Annotated in this window: 14 protein-coding genes and 1 tRNA gene; 5 read left to right on the forward strand and 10 right to left on the reverse strand. The window is 65.5% G+C overall.

What is annotated here, in order from left to right; all coding sequences use genetic code 11:
* Positions 1–74 precede the first annotated feature (74 nt).
* Together glyQ and glyS are read left to right on the forward strand one after the other, a co-directional pair.
* Entirely contained in the window at positions 75–998 is a 924-nt protein-coding gene (gene glyQ / locus KK131_RS09385) for a glycine--tRNA ligase subunit alpha (protein ID WP_214556380.1), read from the forward strand.
* Positions 995–3142 (forward strand): glycine--tRNA ligase subunit beta, encoded by a 2148-nt coding sequence (glyS, locus tag KK131_RS09390; protein WP_214556381.1) that lies wholly within the window; start codon positions 995–997, stop codon positions 3140–3142. The genes glyQ and glyS overlap by 4 nt, the downstream gene beginning before the upstream one ends.
* Before the next feature lie 70 nt (positions 3143–3212).
* Here glyS and KK131_RS09395 read toward each other — a convergent pair whose 3' ends face one another.
* Positions 3213–3779, reverse strand: a complete 567-nt coding sequence (locus tag KK131_RS09395) for a helix-turn-helix transcriptional regulator (RefSeq protein WP_214556382.1) — start codon at positions 3777–3779, stop codon at positions 3213–3215.
* Positions 3780–4057: 278 nt separating this feature from the next.
* Between KK131_RS09395 and KK131_RS09400 the strand changes: the two genes are divergently transcribed.
* Together KK131_RS09400 and KK131_RS09405 are read left to right on the forward strand one after the other, a co-directional pair.
* Positions 4058–7063, forward strand: coding sequence for a TonB-dependent receptor (locus KK131_RS09400; RefSeq protein ID WP_214556383.1), 3006 nt, complete (start codon positions 4058–4060; stop codon positions 7061–7063).
* A gap of 288 nt (positions 7064–7351) precedes the next feature.
* The gene (locus tag KK131_RS09405) at positions 7352–9226 is read left to right on the forward strand and encodes an MFS transporter (protein ID WP_214556384.1); all 1875 of its coding nucleotides are present in this window, start codon (positions 7352–7354) and stop codon (positions 9224–9226) included.
* A 6-nt stretch (positions 9227–9232) separates the two neighbouring features.
* Here KK131_RS09405 and KK131_RS09410 read toward each other — a convergent pair whose 3' ends face one another.
* The 9 genes from KK131_RS09410 to KK131_RS09450 all read right to left on the reverse strand — a co-directional run bounded on the left by KK131_RS09410 (position 9233) and on the right by KK131_RS09450 (position 14547).
* Positions 9233–10102: a beta-lactamase induction protein gene (locus KK131_RS09410; protein ID WP_214556385.1), complete on the reverse strand. Its 870-nt coding sequence runs from the start codon at positions 10100–10102 to the stop codon at positions 9233–9235.
* A 70-nt stretch (positions 10103–10172) separates the two neighbouring features.
* The gene (locus KK131_RS09415; RefSeq protein ID WP_250887397.1) at positions 10173–10358 is read right to left on the reverse strand and encodes a hypothetical protein; all 186 of its coding nucleotides are present in this window, start codon (positions 10356–10358) and stop codon (positions 10173–10175) included.
* A gap of 86 nt (positions 10359–10444) precedes the next feature.
* The gene (gene nudC, locus KK131_RS09420) at positions 10445–11419 is read right to left on the reverse strand and encodes an NAD(+) diphosphatase (protein WP_214556386.1); all 975 of its coding nucleotides are present in this window, start codon (positions 11417–11419) and stop codon (positions 10445–10447) included.
* 11 nt (positions 11420–11430) lie between these two features.
* Entirely contained in the window at positions 11431–11799 is a 369-nt protein-coding gene (gene erpA / locus KK131_RS09425) for an iron-sulfur cluster insertion protein ErpA (protein ID WP_214556387.1), read from the reverse strand.
* A gap of 46 nt (positions 11800–11845) precedes the next feature.
* The gene (locus KK131_RS09430; RefSeq protein WP_214556388.1) at positions 11846–12277 is read right to left on the reverse strand and encodes a polymer-forming cytoskeletal protein; all 432 of its coding nucleotides are present in this window, start codon (positions 12275–12277) and stop codon (positions 11846–11848) included.
* Positions 12264–13019 carry a DUF6776 family protein gene (locus KK131_RS09435; protein WP_214556389.1) on the reverse strand — a complete coding sequence of 252 codons (756 nt, stop codon included), beginning with the start codon at positions 13017–13019 and terminating at the stop codon, positions 12264–12266. Before KK131_RS09435 ends, KK131_RS09430 begins: the two co-directional genes overlap by 14 nt.
* Positions 13020–13125: 106 nt before the next feature.
* On the reverse strand, positions 13126–13596 hold the full coding sequence (gene bfr / locus KK131_RS09440) for a bacterioferritin (RefSeq protein WP_214556390.1): 471 nt from the start codon (positions 13594–13596) through the stop codon (positions 13126–13128).
* Positions 13597–13723: 127 nt separating this feature from the next.
* The gene (locus KK131_RS09445; RefSeq protein ID WP_250887396.1) at positions 13724–13921 is read right to left on the reverse strand and encodes a (2Fe-2S)-binding protein; all 198 of its coding nucleotides are present in this window, start codon (positions 13919–13921) and stop codon (positions 13724–13726) included.
* A 65-nt stretch (positions 13922–13986) separates the two neighbouring features.
* Positions 13987–14547: an RNA pyrophosphohydrolase gene (locus KK131_RS09450; protein ID WP_214556391.1), complete on the reverse strand. Its 561-nt coding sequence runs from the start codon at positions 14545–14547 to the stop codon at positions 13987–13989.
* 181 nt (positions 14548–14728) lie between these two features.
* Here KK131_RS09450 and KK131_RS09455 point away from each other — a divergent pair.
* Positions 14729–14805 (forward strand) — tRNA-Met (locus KK131_RS09455).
* The last annotated feature ends 10 nt before the right edge of the window (positions 14806–14815 follow it).

Consider the following 14815-nt stretch of genomic DNA (forward strand, 5'->3'; position numbering starts at 1 on the left):
TTTTCCGACCGGAGCCCGGTGGAAAAGCGAGCTGCGGCTATACTAACGCGCTTTATCCAAGGTCACGGAAAACCATGTCCGCACGCACTTTCCAGGATGTGATCCAGACCCTCAACCGCTACTGGGCGGCGCAGGGCTGTGTGCTGCTGCAGCCACTCGACACCGAGGTCGGCGCCGGTACGTTCCACCCCGCCACCTTCCTGCGCGCACTCGGTCCCGAGCCTTGGGCCGCAGCCTACGTGCAGCCCTCGCGCCGGCCCACCGACGGCCGCTACGGCGAGAATCCGAACCGCCTGCAGCATTACTACCAGTACCAGGTGGTGATGAAGCCCAATCCCGAGAACATTCTTGACCTGTATATCGGCTCGCTGAAGGAGCTCGGCCTCGATCCGCTGGTGCACGACCTGCGCTTCGTCGAGGACAACTGGGAGTCGCCGACCCTGGGCGCCTGGGGACTGGGCTGGGAAGTCTGGCTCAACGGCATGGAGGTCACCCAGTTCACCTATTTCCAGCAGGCCGGCGGACTGGAATGCCGCCCGGTGACCGGCGAGATCACCTACGGCCTCGAGCGGCTGGCGATGTACCTGCAAAACGTGGACAACGTCTACGACCTGGTCTGGACCGACGGCCCGCGTGGCATCGTGACCTACGGCGACGTGTTCCACCAGAACGAGGTGGAGCAGAGCACCTACAACTTCGAACACGCGAACGTGCCCGAATTGCTGCACTGGTTCGACGTGTGCGAAGCCGCCGCGAATCAGCTGATCGCGGCGAACCTGCCGCTGCCGGCGTACGAGCAGGTGATGAAGGCCAGCCATACCTTCAACCTGCTCGATGCGCGCCGTGCGATCAGCGTCACCGAGCGCCAGCGCTACATCCTGCGTGTGCGCACGCTGTCGCGCAGCGTGGCCGAGACCTATGTGGCGCAGCGCGAGAGGCTCGGCTTCCCGGGCCTGAAGCATGCGCCGTCGAAGAACGCGAAGGAGCAGGCCGCATGAGCGCCGCCAAGTCACTGCTGATCGAGCTGGGCACCGAGGAGCTGCCGCCGAAGGCGCTGGATGAGTTGTCTGCCGCTTTCCTGCGCGGCATTTGCGATGGCTTGGCCAGGCGCGGCATCGACGCCGGGCTCGACCTGGCCCAGGCCTATGCTTCGCCGCGCCGTCTGGCTGCGTATATCCCGGCGGTAGCCGTGACGCAGCCGCAGCAGGCGCTGGAACGCCGTGGCCCGGCACTGGCCGCGGCGCTCGATGCGGCGGGGCAGCCGTCGAAGGCATTGCTTGGCTTCGCGCAGTCCTGCGGCGTCGGCGTCGAACAGCTGGAGAAACTGGAAACCGACAAGGGCGGCTGGTTCGTCTGGCGGACGGTCAAGCCGGGCCAGCCGGTGGCGGCGCTGTTGCCGGAAATCATCGACGAGGCGCTGAAGACGCTGCCGGTACCGCGGCCGATGCGCTGGGCCGATCACGACTACAGCTTCGTACGCCCGGCGCACTGGCTGGTGATCCTGCACGGCGCCGGCATCGTCGACGGCAGCGTGCTGGGCCTCCACAGCGGCCGCAAGTCGCGCGGCCATCGCTTCATGCACCCGCAGCCGGTGCACCTGGCCGATGCGGACGGCTGGCTGGATGCGATGCGTGCCTGCAACGTGCTGGCCGATCCACGCGAGCGGCGCCAGCGCATTCGCGACCAGGTCAGGCAGGCCGCCGGAGTGACCGGTGGCGTGCCGCGGCTCGACGATGCGCTGCTGGACGAGTTGGCCAACCTCACCGAATGGCCGGTGGCGATCGCCTGCACGTTCGAGCGCGAGTTCCTCGGCGTGCCACCGGAGGCGCTGGTCACCACCATGGTGGCGAACCAGAAGTTCGTGCCGGTGTTCGACGCCGACGGCAAGTTGACCGAGCACTTCATCGGCATCGCGAACATCGAGAGCAAGGACCCGGCCGAGATCCGCAAGGGTTACGAGCGGGTGATCCGGCCGCGCTTCGCCGACGCCAAGTTCTTCTGGGACGAGGATCTGAAGACCCCGCTGGCCAGCTACCAGGAACAACTCAAGGGCGTCACCTACCAGCAGGCGCTGGGCAGCTTGTGGGACAAGAGCGTGCGCGTGGCCGAACTGGCGCGGATCGCCGCCAACCGGGTCGGTGTCGATGCCGGTGCGGCCACCCGCGCCGCTTCGCTGAGCAAGTGCGACCTGCTGACCCGCATGGTCGGCGAATTTCCCGAATTGCAGGGCGTGATGGGTCGTTATTACGCCGGCCACGACGGCGAGCCGGCGGCGGTGGCCGAGGCGCTGGACAGCTACTACCAGCCGCGTTTCGGCGGCGATGCGATCGCCGCCGACCGGCTCGGCCAGGTGCTGGCCGTGGCCGAACGGCTGGATACCCTGGCCGGTATCTTCGCCGTCGGCATGAAACCCGGCGGCAACAAGGATCCGTTCGCCCTGCGCCGCGCCGCACTGGGCCTGGCGCGCACCCTGATCGAGGGTGGCCTCGAACTGGACTTGCGCGGCAGCTTTGTCGAAGCGCTGGAACTGCTGCCGGACGCGGCGCTGGCGGCGGGCCTGAAACCAGGCAAGGGCGGCAAGCCGCCGGTCCTGAACGCGGGCCAGCGGCGGGCGATCCTGGCCGACGAACTGTACGACTTCGTGCTCGATCGCCTGCGTGGCTACTACGCCGAACAGGGTTTCGACAACGCCCAGTTCGAGGCAGTGCTGGCGGTGCAGCCGGCCAGCCTGGCCGATTTCGACCACCGCCTGCGCGCGGTGGCCGAGTTCGGCCGCCGCCCGGAAGCGGCCGGCCTGGCTGCCGCCAACAAGCGCGTCGCGAACATCCTGCGCAAGCAGGCCGAGGAGGCTGGTGCGCCGCCCATCGGCCGTGTCGTCGACCCGGCACACTTCGAGGCGGATGCGGAGCGCGACCTGGCCGACGCGCTGACCTCGGCCAGGCAGGACAGCGCTGCCGCCCTGGCCGCCGGCGACTACACGGCGGTACTGGCTCGTCTGTCGCAGTTGCAGGCATCAGTGGATGCGTTCTTCGACAGCGTGCTGGTGAACGCCGCCGACCCGGCGGTGCGCGCCAATCGGCTGGCCTTGCTGGGCCAGCTGAAAGCTCAGTTCGGCGCCATCGCCGACATCGCCCTGCTCTGAGAACAGGCCACAAAAAACGCGGCAGCCTCGATGGCTGCCGCGTTCTCTGGCGGTGTGCCAGGCCGGTGGGTCAGGCCGTGTCGCGCTCCTTGCGGATCCGCTCGGCTAGCTTCTGGTTGAACGTCACCATGGCGAGCGGATCCACATGGGAGCCGCCAGGACCGAGCATCTCATAGAGTTGACTGAGCAGATCGGTGTTCTCGGACAGTGAAAGTTGGCTGTTCGCCAGGCTCAGCTCCGACTGCAGGATGCGCACGGCAGTATCCAGCCGCTGCGCGTCGACCGCCATGCTGTTGACCGTATGGCCGTGCGCAAGGCCCGCGCGACCATGGGAGCGGTGAGGGGCAACTTTTTCCGAGCTGTACTGCTCATCCGCGCCGACGTGGCTGGGGTCGATTTGCAGCGTCCCCTCGCCGGCCACCAGCCACACCAGCGAGATGCCCAACGTCTTGGCCAGCGTGACGCAACGCGCGCGCGAGGGATCGGTGTTGCCATCGCGCCAGCTGCGCACCACGCCCTCGGAGAAGCCGCACATTCTTGCGATTTCGGTAGCGCTCCCGACGCGCTGGATCAGCAATTTAATACGTTCGGCGAATGTCTCGGTGGCTGAGGGGTTCGTGAGCTTTTGCGTATCCATTTGGGTGGCCTAGTGAGAAGGAGGTAGCTAGCGCAGGTTGTGAGCGGATGTCAAGCTAAAAGAACATCCGAAATAAAAGTTACGGAAGTGTTGACCTCCGCGTTTTCTTGAATTAACGTCGCAATAACTTGCGTAGCTATTTGCGTAAGAAACCTAGTTTAAATCATGTGGATCGGCAGGGCTTGCATAGCTTCTGGGATGCCGCTCTTGGATGCCACGAACACACAAAAGTTTCTTGTGCCCGGACGGCTCGGGCCGAACCATGGGGAGTCACCACGATGAATTCGCGTAAAAATTTCAAGACAGGGCAGTTGCGGCGCTCGGCTTTGGCAATCGGCTTGGCAATGAGTCTCGCTGGCGGTGGTTCGGCTTTCGCACAGTCGCGCGCTGCAGGCTCCATTTTCGGTGGCGCGGCTGCTGGCAGCGAGATCAAGATCGTCAGTACAGACACTGGCTTGACACGTACGCTCGTCGCTGATGCCAAGGGCCGCTTCCGGGCCAGTGAATTGCCGCTCGGCACCTACACCGTCACCGCAACCAGCGGCGGCGAAGCCGTAGGCGCTCCTCGCAATATTTACGTGGGCGCGGGCGGCACCATGGTCGATTTTGTCGCTGGTGCGCAGGAGCTTGGTGCTGTGACCGTGTCGGCGAACTCGCTGCCGGCCATCGACGTCAGCCGCGTGGATACCTCCACGGAGCTGAGCGCGACGATTTTGAACAACATCCCGGTGGCGCGCGACATCACTCAGGCCGCGGTTCTGGCACCGAGCGTTATTCCCGCCGACTCACGTTATGGCAATTCGGTGTCGTTCGGCGGCGCTGCGGCGTCCGAGAATGCCTACTTCATCAACGGCTATCCGGTCACCAATGCGCTGACCAACATTGGCTCGACGACGATGCCGTTTGACGCGATCCAGTCGGAGCAGGTAATTACGGGTGGCTACAGTGCCCGCTACGGTCGTTCCACCGGCGGTGTGATCAGTATCTCCACCAAGGCCGGCAGCAACGAATGGAAGTTCGGCGCCCTCACGACTTGGACGCCGGAAAGCCTGCGCTCCACTCGCAAGAGCCTGTACTACGAAAAGGATAATGGCGCGCCGAACGCTGGCACGGTCTACACAGATCGGAGCGGCTTTGAAGACGACTCGCTCACCTATGGCGCCTATGTGAGTGGCCCGCTAATCAAGGATCGCTTATTCATCTACGCCACCGGCGAGTGGACCAGCCGCGACTTCAACCAGAATCAGGCTGTCACCGCCGCGCCGCGTACCGCGTATATCTCGGACAAGGACAAGACGCCGCGTTGGATGACCAAGGTCGATTGGAACATCAACGACAATAACCTGCTCGAATTCACCGGCATCTCCGACAAGCTCGGCACCAATCGCAGCCGTTATTCCTACAATTTTGCGGACGGCACCCACGGCAACACGAAGAACGGTGGTTACCGCTACAAGGACGGCGGCGAGACCTACATCGGCAAGTACACCGGCTATCTGACCGACAGCCTGACCCTGACGGCCATGTATGGCCAGCAGAAGGTCGTGCATTACTCGGCGCCGGACGGCTACGATCCGACCCAGGTCAACATCGTCGACAATCGGCCGATCACCAACAAGGTCACCGGCCTGCAGCCCTATACCAACCTGGACGACACCAATGCCTACGACAAGACCGACGGCTACCGCGTCGACCTTGAGTGGCATGTGGGCGATCACGACTTGAGCTTCGGTTACGACGTGTCGAACTCGGAATCCGAAGCGGGCACCATTATGTCTGGTCCGGGTTACGCTTGGTTCTATGCGCATACCGCTGCCGGTGATATCCCGAACAGCGGCGGCCTGACCACGGCGCCGAATAGCGACTACGCCTATAAGTACATCTTCGAGAATGGCGGCACGTTCAAGGTCGAGCAGAAGGCGTACTACGTCGAGGACCGCTGGCAGCTGACCGACCGCTGGTTGCTGTCGCTGGGCGTGCGCAACGACAGCTTCACCAACTACAACTCTGACGGCATCGAGTATGTCAGCCAGAAGAATCAGTGGGCGCCGCGTCTGGGCTTCACTTGGGATGTCTTCGGCGACTCCAGCCTGAAGGTCTACGGCAACGCCGGTCGCTATTTCCTGGCCATGCCGTTGAACGTCGCGGTTCGTGGCGCCTCCGGCTCCTTGTACACCACCGAGTTCTTCTCGTACACCAGTATAGACCCGACCACTGGCGTTCCCGGTGGCCTGACTCCGCTGGGCAGTGGCCCGTACTCGTCCAACAACGAGTACGGCCAGGCACCGGATCCGCGTACCGTGGCGGCGAAGGGCCTGAAGTCGCATTATCAGGACGAAATGATCCTGGGCATGCAGCAGGCGATCGGCTCGTCTTGGAACTGGGGCGCCCGCCTGCAGTACCGCGACCTGAAGTCGGCGATCGACGACCAGTGCGACAACCGTCCGATGCTGAAGTACATGGCCGAGAACAACATCGCGGTCGATCCGAACTACAGCTATTCGCCGGATTGCCGCCTGTTCAACCCGGGCGTCGCCAACACGATGCTGCTGGATCTACCTGACGCAGCCGGCTCGCCGGAACTGGTCGCCGTGCCCTATTCCAAGGAAGACATGGGCATGTACCTGAAGCGCAAGTACATCGGCCTGGACCTGTCACTGGAGCACCCGTTCGATGGCAAGTGGTTCGGTCGCATCGACTACACCATTTCGCACAACTACGGTAACGACGAAGGCCAGCTCGATTCGGATATCGGTCAGGGCGACGTGTCGCAGACCGTGCTGTTCGATCACAAGGAGCTGATGGCGTACGGCGGCGGCAACCTGCCGAACGATCGCCGCCACGTGCTGAAGGCGTATGGCTACTACCAGCTCACCCCCGAGTGGCAGTTTGGTGGCTCGCTGGTGGCTAAGACCGGTCGCCCGAAGAGTTGCCTGGGTTACCTCCCGCCGACGTCTTCCGAGTACAGCCAGTTCTGGGCGGACAATCTGGACTACGGTCGTTACTACCACTTCTGTGGCGGCCAGGCCGTGCCACGCGGCACCGCGGGTCGTCTGCCGTTCGATGCCCAGCTGAGCCTGAACGCCGCCTATACGCCGAAGTGGGCGGACGGCAAGCTCAAGCTGTCGGTGGACGTCTTCAACGTGCTCAACCGTCAGGTTGCACAGAATGTCGAAGAGCGTGGCGAACTTGGTGGTCAAGGCGTGATTGCGGACAGCCGCTTCCGCGTCATCAGCTACGATGCGCCGCGTTCGGTACGCCTGACCGCCCGTTACGACTTCTGATTTCCGGGAGTCGGTGGCATGCCGGATCAGCGATGATCCGGCATGTCGGATCCGGACGCGAGGTGTTCCATCCGCAAAAGCAGCAAGGTACCGCTGCGAATCATAAAAAGCTGCCGAGGACTTCCCGGCAGCTTTTCTTTTGGGACCGATGCACTCGTCTTGTAAGCTGTGCGTGGTACCCACTTCTATGGCACAAGACCTAGGATGCGCCGGTAGCCCCCGCAAGACGCGCCATCGTCCGGTGCAGGCGGCCGAGGCAAGTTGCGTACATCACACCAAGGTCATCGCATGAGCCAATTCGCATTGCTGGGCAAGCGGCGCTTTGCGCCGTTTTTCTGGACCCAGGCACTGGGCGCCTTCAACGACAATGCGTTCCGCAATGCGCTGGTGATGCTGGTGGCGTTCCAGATGGGGCTGGACGATCACACGGTGTCGCTCTACACCAACCTCGCGCCGGCGCTGTTCATCATCCCTTTCTTCCTGTTCTCCGCCACGGCCGGGCAGCTGGCCGAGAAGTACGAGAAGAGCCGGATCATCCGCTACGTGAAGCTGTTCGAGATCGGCGCGATGGCACTGGCCGCGTACGGTTTCTATACGCACCACACCTCGCTGCTTTTGGCAGTGCTGTTCATGATGGGCATGCACTCGGCCACGTTCGGGCCGATCAAGTACGCGATCCTGCCGCAGGCGCTGAAGCCGGACGAACTGGTCGGCGGCAACGGGCTGGTCGAGATGGGCACGCAAATGGCGATGCTGATCGGCATGATTGCCGGCAACTCGCTGATGCTGGTAGCCGGCGTGGGGCCGCTGCTGGCGTCCGGCGCCACCATCGCGGTGGCGGTGGTCGGTTATCTGGCCTGCCGCCGGATTCCGCTGGCGCCGGCAACCGCGCCGGAGCTGAAGTTCAACTGGAACCCGTTCAGCGAAACCGCACGGGTGCTGGCGATCACCCGCGCCGATCGACCCGTGTTCAATGCGGTGCTGGGCATCTCGTGGTTCTGGTTCTTTGGCACCGTGCTGATCGCGCAGCTGCCGATCTACACGCGCGAGACACTGGGCGGCGACGGTTCGGTGAACACGCTGGTGCTCACCCTGTTCTCGATCGGAACCGGCATCGGCGCGCTGCTGTGCGAGCGGATGTCGGGCCGGCGGGTGGAGATTGGCCTGGTGCCACTGGGCGCGTTCGGGCTGACTGCGTTCGGCGTCGACCTGTACCTCGCGCGGCACGGCGTGGCGGCGGTGCGCGGGCTGGACTGGCTGGCCTTCCTGCGTGGCGCGGGCAGCTGGCGCGTCGTGCTCGACCTCACCCTGATCGGCCTGTTCGCCGGTTTCTACGTGGTGCCGCTGTTCGCCTTCGTGCAGGCGCGCGCACCGCGCGAGAAGCTGTCGCGCATCATCGCCGGCACCAATATCCTGAACGCGCTGCTGATCGTGCTGGCAGCCGGCTTCGGCCTGGGGCTGGGTGCGCTGGGCATGGATGCGTCGCAGATTTTCCTTGCCGCAGCGCTGCTCAACGTGCTGGTGGCCTGGTACATCTTCACCCTGGTGCCCGAGTTCGTGATGCGTTTCATCACCTGGGTGCTGGTGAACACGCTGTACCGGGTGCGCGCCGACGGTACCCAGCACATTCCGGATGAGGGCCCGGTGCTGCTGGTGTGCAACCATGTCAGCTTCATGGACCCGCTGCTGCTGATGGCGAACCTGCGCCGGCCCGTGCGCTTCGTGATGTATTACAGGATCTTCAACATCCCGTTGCTCAGCTTCGTGTTCCGCACCGCCAAGGCGATCCCGATCGCAGGCCGCAAGGAGGATCCCGCGGTGCTGCAGCGGGCTTACGACGCGATCGACGAGGCGCTGGCCGCCGGCGAAGTGGTATGCGTCTTTCCCGAAGGCGGGCTGAGCGGCGACGGTGAGATTGCGCCGTTCCGGCCGGGTGTGGAGAAGATCCTGGCGCGGCGGCCGGTGCCGGTGGTGCCGATGGCACTGCGCGGCCTGTGGGGCAGCGTGTGGAGCCGGCGCGATTCGATGCTGCATCGCGCGCGCCTGCCGCGGCGGTTCCGGGCGCGGGTGGAACTGGTGGTCGATGAGCCGCGGACACCCGAACAAGTTACGGCGGCAGCGCTGGAGGCGCGGGTGCGCGAGCTGCGCGGCAACCTGGCGTAAGCGGGCTCAGCCGATCCAGCCGCCGATCACGATCAGCGCCACCACGCTGAGCCAGGCCAGCAGGGCGCGCAGCAAGGCGCTGCGCAGGCGCCGCAGCTCGGCCAGCGGGTCGCTGTGTTCCTCGGCGTAGCCGTCGCCGGCCTCGATGTCGGTCAACACGTCGGCCTGTGCCGCCGCACCCAGGAAGCCCGGGCCGGCGTCGTACCAGCTGGTCGGCGCGGCTTGGGCGTGCCAGCGTCGCCAGGCGCCGATCACCGCCTCCCAGTGGCCGACCACGGCCAGGGTGAACGTCAGCAGTTGTGCCGGCAGCCAGTCCAGTGCGTTGGCCACGTAGCCGGCGACGCGACGGCTGTCCGGATCGAGCCGCAGCGCATCGTCGCGGCCCAGCGTCTGCGCCAGCCGGTACAGCAGCGCACCAGCCGGGCCGAGCAGGAAAAACCAGAGCAGCACGGCGAAGCGCCGGCGCAACGCAGCATAGGCGACCGCCTCGCCCAGCGCCGGTGCGCTCCAGGCGATTGGACGGCCGTCGTCGGCCAATGCCTGCGCCGCGGCTTCGCGGCTGGCGCCATCCGGGGCGTCCAGGATGGCTTCCAGGTCGGCTTCGAACTCGCGCGGGCCGAAGCAGTACAGCAGCACCGCCAGCGCGAACAGCAACCGCAGCAGCTCGCCCAGCGGCGAACGCCCGAGCAACCATTCCAGCAGCATGCACAGGGTCAACGGCAGCAGCAGAACCAGCGCCACACGGCCGCCACCGCTGGTGTCCGCCAATTGTGCCACCCAGCGGCGGAACAGGCCGTCGCCGCGCCAGCGTGCCAGTTGCGGCACGACATGCAGCAGGCCGAGGGCGATGAGGGCAACGAGCAGACTGATGGCCATGACGGAACGGACTCGCGGACAGTAGCTGCCATTGTAAGCGACCGATCGGCATCGACAGCATGCGCTGGCGTCAGTCGTCGGAGACTGCCCGGCGGGAGATCGCATCGATCGTGGCGTCGGCTGCCGTGTGAGCGGGTTGCGGGCCGCAGCCGTCGACATCGAGCGCGCGTTCCTCCAGCTGGCGCGTGACGAACTGATTCGCGCTTCTTTCCATCTTCTTCATGCGCTCGTACTCGCAGCGGCTGGCCGTGGTCATCGCGCGCACGACCTGCTGCAGGGTAGGGGCGGTCCGCAGCTGGATGCCGGGGCGCGGCGGATCGGCGTGAAGTCCGCGCCGGCGGATCAGCGTGGCGGGGTGTCGGCTACCAGCGTGTCCAGGTCCAGCCCCGTGCGCTGCTGCAGCCAGTACGCCAGCAACTGGTAGGACACCGACAGTCGCGTGGAGGGCAGGAAGCTGCCGTCGGCGATGCCGTCGACGATCTGCCGTGGGGTGAACCAGCGCGCGTCTTCCAGCTCGTGGTCGCGCATGACGATTTGCCGCGACACGGCGCTGGCGATGAAGCCGACCATCAGCGAAGCGGGCATCGGCCACGGCTGCGAGGAGTGGTAGCGCACTTCGTCGACGATCACGCCGGCTTCCTCGGCCACTTCGCGGCGCACCGCATCCTCCAGTGCCTCGCCTGGCTCGATGAAGCCAGCCAGGGTGGAGTAGCGCCCTGGCGGCCAGCCGGCCTGGCGGCCGAGCAGGCAGGCGCCGTCGTGCTCGACCAGCATGATCACGGCGGCATCGGTGCGCGGGAAGTGCAGGCGTGCGCAGTCCGGGTTGGTGCATTGCGCGCGATGGCCGGCGGCGACCAGCAGCAGCGGTGCGCCGCAATGGGCGCAAAAGCGCGTTTCGCGCTGCCAGTGCGACAGACCCTTGGCATAGGCGAACAGGCCGGCCTCGTCGGCGGCCAGCTGCAAGCCGGCGCTGCGCAGATTCATGCGGCGTGCGTCCAGCGCAGCTTCGAGTTCGCCGATGCGGGCGGGCTCGTCCACCACCAGCAGGAAATGCGGGCGTTCGTAGGCGATGCCGAGCAGGCTGGCGTGCAACTCGCCCAGCCATTGTTCGCGTTCGTTCACGTCGAGCCAGCGCAACGCGTCGCCGTCGCGGCGCAGGAACGCTTTGCCGCTGGCGTCCAGCAGCAGGTAGCGCGCTTCCGGCGAGCGTGCCTGTTCGACGATCCACACCGATTCGTCGCGCGACTCGGCAACGCGGTTCAGCACCAGGCTGAGCCCGGCGAACGTGTTCGGCGGTGGCAGTTTGGCCCGGTCCATCGGCGGCGTGCTCAGGCCGAGAACGAGGAGCCGCAGCCGCAGGTGGTCTTCGCGTTCGGGTTGCTGATCACGAATTGCGCGCCGCTGAGGTTCTCGGCGTAGTCGATCTGCGCGCCGGTGAGGTATTGCAGCGACAGCGGATCGCACAGCAGGGTCACGCCCTCGCGCTCGATCGCCAGGTCGTCCTCGGCCTGGGCCTCGTCGAAGGTGAATCCGTACTGGAAGCCCGAGCAGCCGCCGCCGGAGATGTAGACGCGCAGCTTCAGCGCCGGGTTGCCTTCTTCGGCAATCAGCTCATGCACTTTGTGTGCGGCGGCGGCGGTGAACACCAGCGGGGCGCCGCTGCTGCGGTAATCGGGGATCGCGACGAGAGTTTCCATGGTCATCTAGATGGGGGCGTGGCGGACTGTAGCCAAGCATACCGCTTCAGGCCGGCATGGCCTCGTCGAGTTCGGCGTCCGGCGCCGGCAATTCGCGCTGCGCCTGCTCGGCCTGCCGCGAAATGCGCCCGTTGACCTGGGCGCCGGCGGCCATTTCCAGCGTGTGATAGCGCAGGTCGCCGTCGATGCGTGCCTGCGGCGCCAGTTCCAGCCGCACGCTGACGTTGACGTCGCCGGTCACGTGGCCATTGATCACTGCCTGCGGCACGTGGATCTCGCCGTGCACCTGACCGTGCTCGCTGAGCGTGAACATGGCGTCGTCGCCCTCGCCCAGCACGGTGCCCTCGATGCGGCCGTCCAGGTGCAGCGCGCCGCTGAAGCGCAGGTCGCCGCGGATCACCGTGCCGCGCGCGATCAGGCTGGTTTCGTGGCTGGTGTTGTTGCGATCGTTGCGGTCGCTGCGTCTACGGTTGAGCATCGCGGTCCCCTTCGGCGTTGGTGATGTTTCCGCTCAGCGCGGCGCCCCATGCGACGGCACGGTTGACCGGCTCGCCGCTGGCGGGCTGGATGCTGATGCGCAATCGCGTCGGGCGGAAACCCGCCGGCAGCACGATGGTGCCGTGCAATTGCTGGAAATAGGTGAAACGGAACGGCAGGCCGTCCTTCTGCGCGGCATCGCCCAGCGCGGGCCAGTCCAGCCGCGCCACCTGGTCGCCGCGCAGGCCTTCCACGCTGACCAGCGCGTTGCCGGAAACCTCGTTGCCGCGCTTGGCGTTCTGGGTCAGGCTGAGGCTGAGGTTCCAGCCGCGCGAGCCGACGATCGGCTGCAACTTCACTTCCTGCAGCTTCAATCCCTGCCGCTGGGCGTCGCCGCCGACCAGTCGCGAGTAGAAACCCAGGTCGGCGCGCAAGCCGTTGAGCTCTTCCTCGCGCTGGGCCAGGGTGCCGCGCAGCGAGCGGGTGGCGACTTCGTTGACCTGGGCTGCGCGCTGCAGGTTGGCGAGCTGCTGCTTCAGATCGTCGATCTGGCCGAGCAGGGCGCGCTGCTGGCGGTTGTCGACGGCGGCCGGGGCATTCGCCCGCCGGCTCAGCGCAGCAACGGCCAGACCGACCACCAGCAGGCTGCCGAGCCAGGCCGGACCCAGCCACAGCCAGCGTCGGCGATGGCTGGCGTCGTCGTGCCGGCGCACGACAAAACGCGGTGGTGGTCGTGAGGCCATGCGGCGCGTTCCGGGGGAAAACCGAAGGTATAGCCCCGGCGTGACGAAAGCGTCAAGGAACGGGTGCACGCTTCGGTGCGCCGGGCCCCGATGCAGCCGATATGGTTCAGCTCTGCATCTTGCTTTGCAGGTAGCGCTCCGCGCCGATGTCCTTGACCAGGCTGAACTGGGTTTCCAGCCAGTCGATGTGTTCTTCCTCGTCGTGCAGGATGTTCTTGAACAGGTCGCGGCTGATGTAATCGGCGATGCCTTCGCTGTACGCGATCGCCTCGCGCAGGTCTTTCACCGCGGCCAGTTCCAGGTCGAGGTCGCCCTGCATGGATTCCAGCGCGTTCTCGCCGATGCGCAGCTTGCCCAGGTGTTGCAGGTTCGGCAGGCCATCGAGGAACAGGATGCGCTCGATCAGGTGATCGGCGTGCTTCATCTCCTCGATCGATTCCTTGTACTCGTGCTCGGCCAGTTCGGTGTAGCCCCAGTCCTTGAGCATGCGGTAATGCAGGAAGTACTGGTTGATCGCGGTCAGTTCGTTGTAGAGCACCTTGTTGAGGTACTCGATGACCTTGGCATCACCTTTCATGGTCGTTCTCCCGTCGACGGACAACGTGGACTATACGAATTCCACGCGGCGATCGACGAAATGAGAACGGCAATGGTTTGCCTGTAAGCGGGAGGGTATCCCGCATGGCAAACAGAAGATGAAGAACTCAGGCTGCGGCGAGCGGCAGCTGGCAACGGACTTGCGATACCGCCTTGTCGAACGTGGCGCGGGCTTCCTGCTCGCAGCAGCCGCAGCAGTCCGAGCAGCCGGTGCGGGCCTGCAGTTCGGCAAAGGTATGCACCCCATCGGCCGCTTCGCGGCGGATGTCGTGGTCGGTGACGGCGTTGCACATGCAGATGTACATGGCGCGTATAAGAACGCGAATGCGAATGATTGTCAACAAGCAGTCGACGGGGCGCGGCCATCCGTTCAGGCGGCGGCGCGGCCGTCGCGCGGCCCGGTCGGCGGGGTGTCGGCGTCGTCGCGCGGCGGCAGGGTGCCCAACTGGACGCTGAACAGGTCTTCCACCAGCGGGGCGAAGTGGCGCAATGCCCGTTCGTATACCTGCCGCTTGAAGTTGACGACGTGCGCGGCGGGATACCAGAAGTCGACCCAGCGCCACAGGTCGAACTCCGGCTTGTCGCAGGCGTCCAGCTTCAGCGCATCCTCGCCGCCGACCAGCTTGAGCAGGAACCAGACCTGCTTCTGGCCGATGCAGGTGGGCCGCTGGTGATGGCGTACATAGCGGTTCGGCAGGCGATAACGCAGCCAGCCGTGGGTGGCGCTGATGACCTCGACGTGGTGCGCGGCGAGGCCGGTCTCCTCTTCCAGTTCGCGGTACATCGCCTCCAGCGGGGTCTCGTCCGAGCGCATGCCACCCTGCGGGAACTGCCAGCCGTCGCGATTGATCCGGCGCGCCCAGAACAGCCGGCCGTCTGCATTCAGCAGCACGATGCCGACATTCGGACGGTAGCCATCTACATCAATCATGTCGCCTCCTGGAGTCGAACGGCGCGGCCAATGCCGGCCGAACCGCAGCGAAGTCCTGCGGTCGATTCAACCACGGCGCGCGAAGCGGCGGCAAGCGGCGGACTTGAACCGACCGGGTTACCCGACTACACTGCCGCGCCCCGCCCGCATCGTTCCGATCCGGCATGGCGGGTTTCCCCAAGGCTATGTAGCTCAGCCGGTTAGAGCACAGCACTCATAATGCTGGGGTCGGTGGTTCGAGTCCACCCATAGCCACCAAACGCGTCGT

Source organism: Rhodanobacter sp. LX-99, from assembly GCF_018599185.1.
Classification (GTDB): Bacteria; Pseudomonadota; Gammaproteobacteria; order Xanthomonadales; family Rhodanobacteraceae; genus Rhodanobacter.

What these genes read in the sequence shown, in the direction of transcription:
- glyQ (WP_214556380.1), top strand. Translation starts at nt 75, where the DNA reads ATGTCCGCACGCACTTTCCAGGATGTGATCCAGACCCTCAACCGCTAC.
- glyS (WP_214556381.1), top strand. Translation starts at nt 995, where the DNA reads ATGAGCGCCGCCAAGTCACTGCTGATCGAGCTGGGCACCGAGGAGCTG.
- KK131_RS09395 (WP_214556382.1), bottom strand. Translation starts at nt 3,779, where the DNA reads ATGGATACGCAAAAGCTCACGAACCCCTCAGCCACCGAGACATTCGCC.
- KK131_RS09400 (WP_214556383.1), top strand. Translation starts at nt 4,058, where the DNA reads ATGAATTCGCGTAAAAATTTCAAGACAGGGCAGTTGCGGCGCTCGGCT.
- KK131_RS09405 (WP_214556384.1), top strand. Translation starts at nt 7,352, where the DNA reads ATGAGCCAATTCGCATTGCTGGGCAAGCGGCGCTTTGCGCCGTTTTTC.
- KK131_RS09410 (WP_214556385.1), bottom strand. Translation starts at nt 10,102, where the DNA reads ATGGCCATCAGTCTGCTCGTTGCCCTCATCGCCCTCGGCCTGCTGCAT.
- KK131_RS09415 (WP_250887397.1), bottom strand. Translation starts at nt 10,358, where the DNA reads ATGACCACGGCCAGCCGCTGCGAGTACGAGCGCATGAAGAAGATGGAA.
- nudC (WP_214556386.1), bottom strand. Translation starts at nt 11,419, where the DNA reads ATGGACCGGGCCAAACTGCCACCGCCGAACACGTTCGCCGGGCTCAGC.
- erpA (WP_214556387.1), bottom strand. Translation starts at nt 11,799, where the DNA reads ATGGAAACTCTCGTCGCGATCCCCGATTACCGCAGCAGCGGCGCCCCG.
- KK131_RS09430 (WP_214556388.1), bottom strand. Translation starts at nt 12,277, where the DNA reads ATGCTCAACCGTAGACGCAGCGACCGCAACGATCGCAACAACACCAGC.
- KK131_RS09435 (WP_214556389.1), bottom strand. Translation starts at nt 13,019, where the DNA reads ATGGCCTCACGACCACCACCGCGTTTTGTCGTGCGCCGGCACGACGAC.
- bfr (WP_214556390.1), bottom strand. Translation starts at nt 13,596, where the DNA reads ATGAAAGGTGATGCCAAGGTCATCGAGTACCTCAACAAGGTGCTCTAC.
- KK131_RS09445 (WP_250887396.1), bottom strand. Translation starts at nt 13,921, where the DNA reads ATGTACATCTGCATGTGCAACGCCGTCACCGACCACGACATCCGCCGC.
- KK131_RS09450 (WP_214556391.1), bottom strand. Translation starts at nt 14,547, where the DNA reads ATGATTGATGTAGATGGCTACCGTCCGAATGTCGGCATCGTGCTGCTG.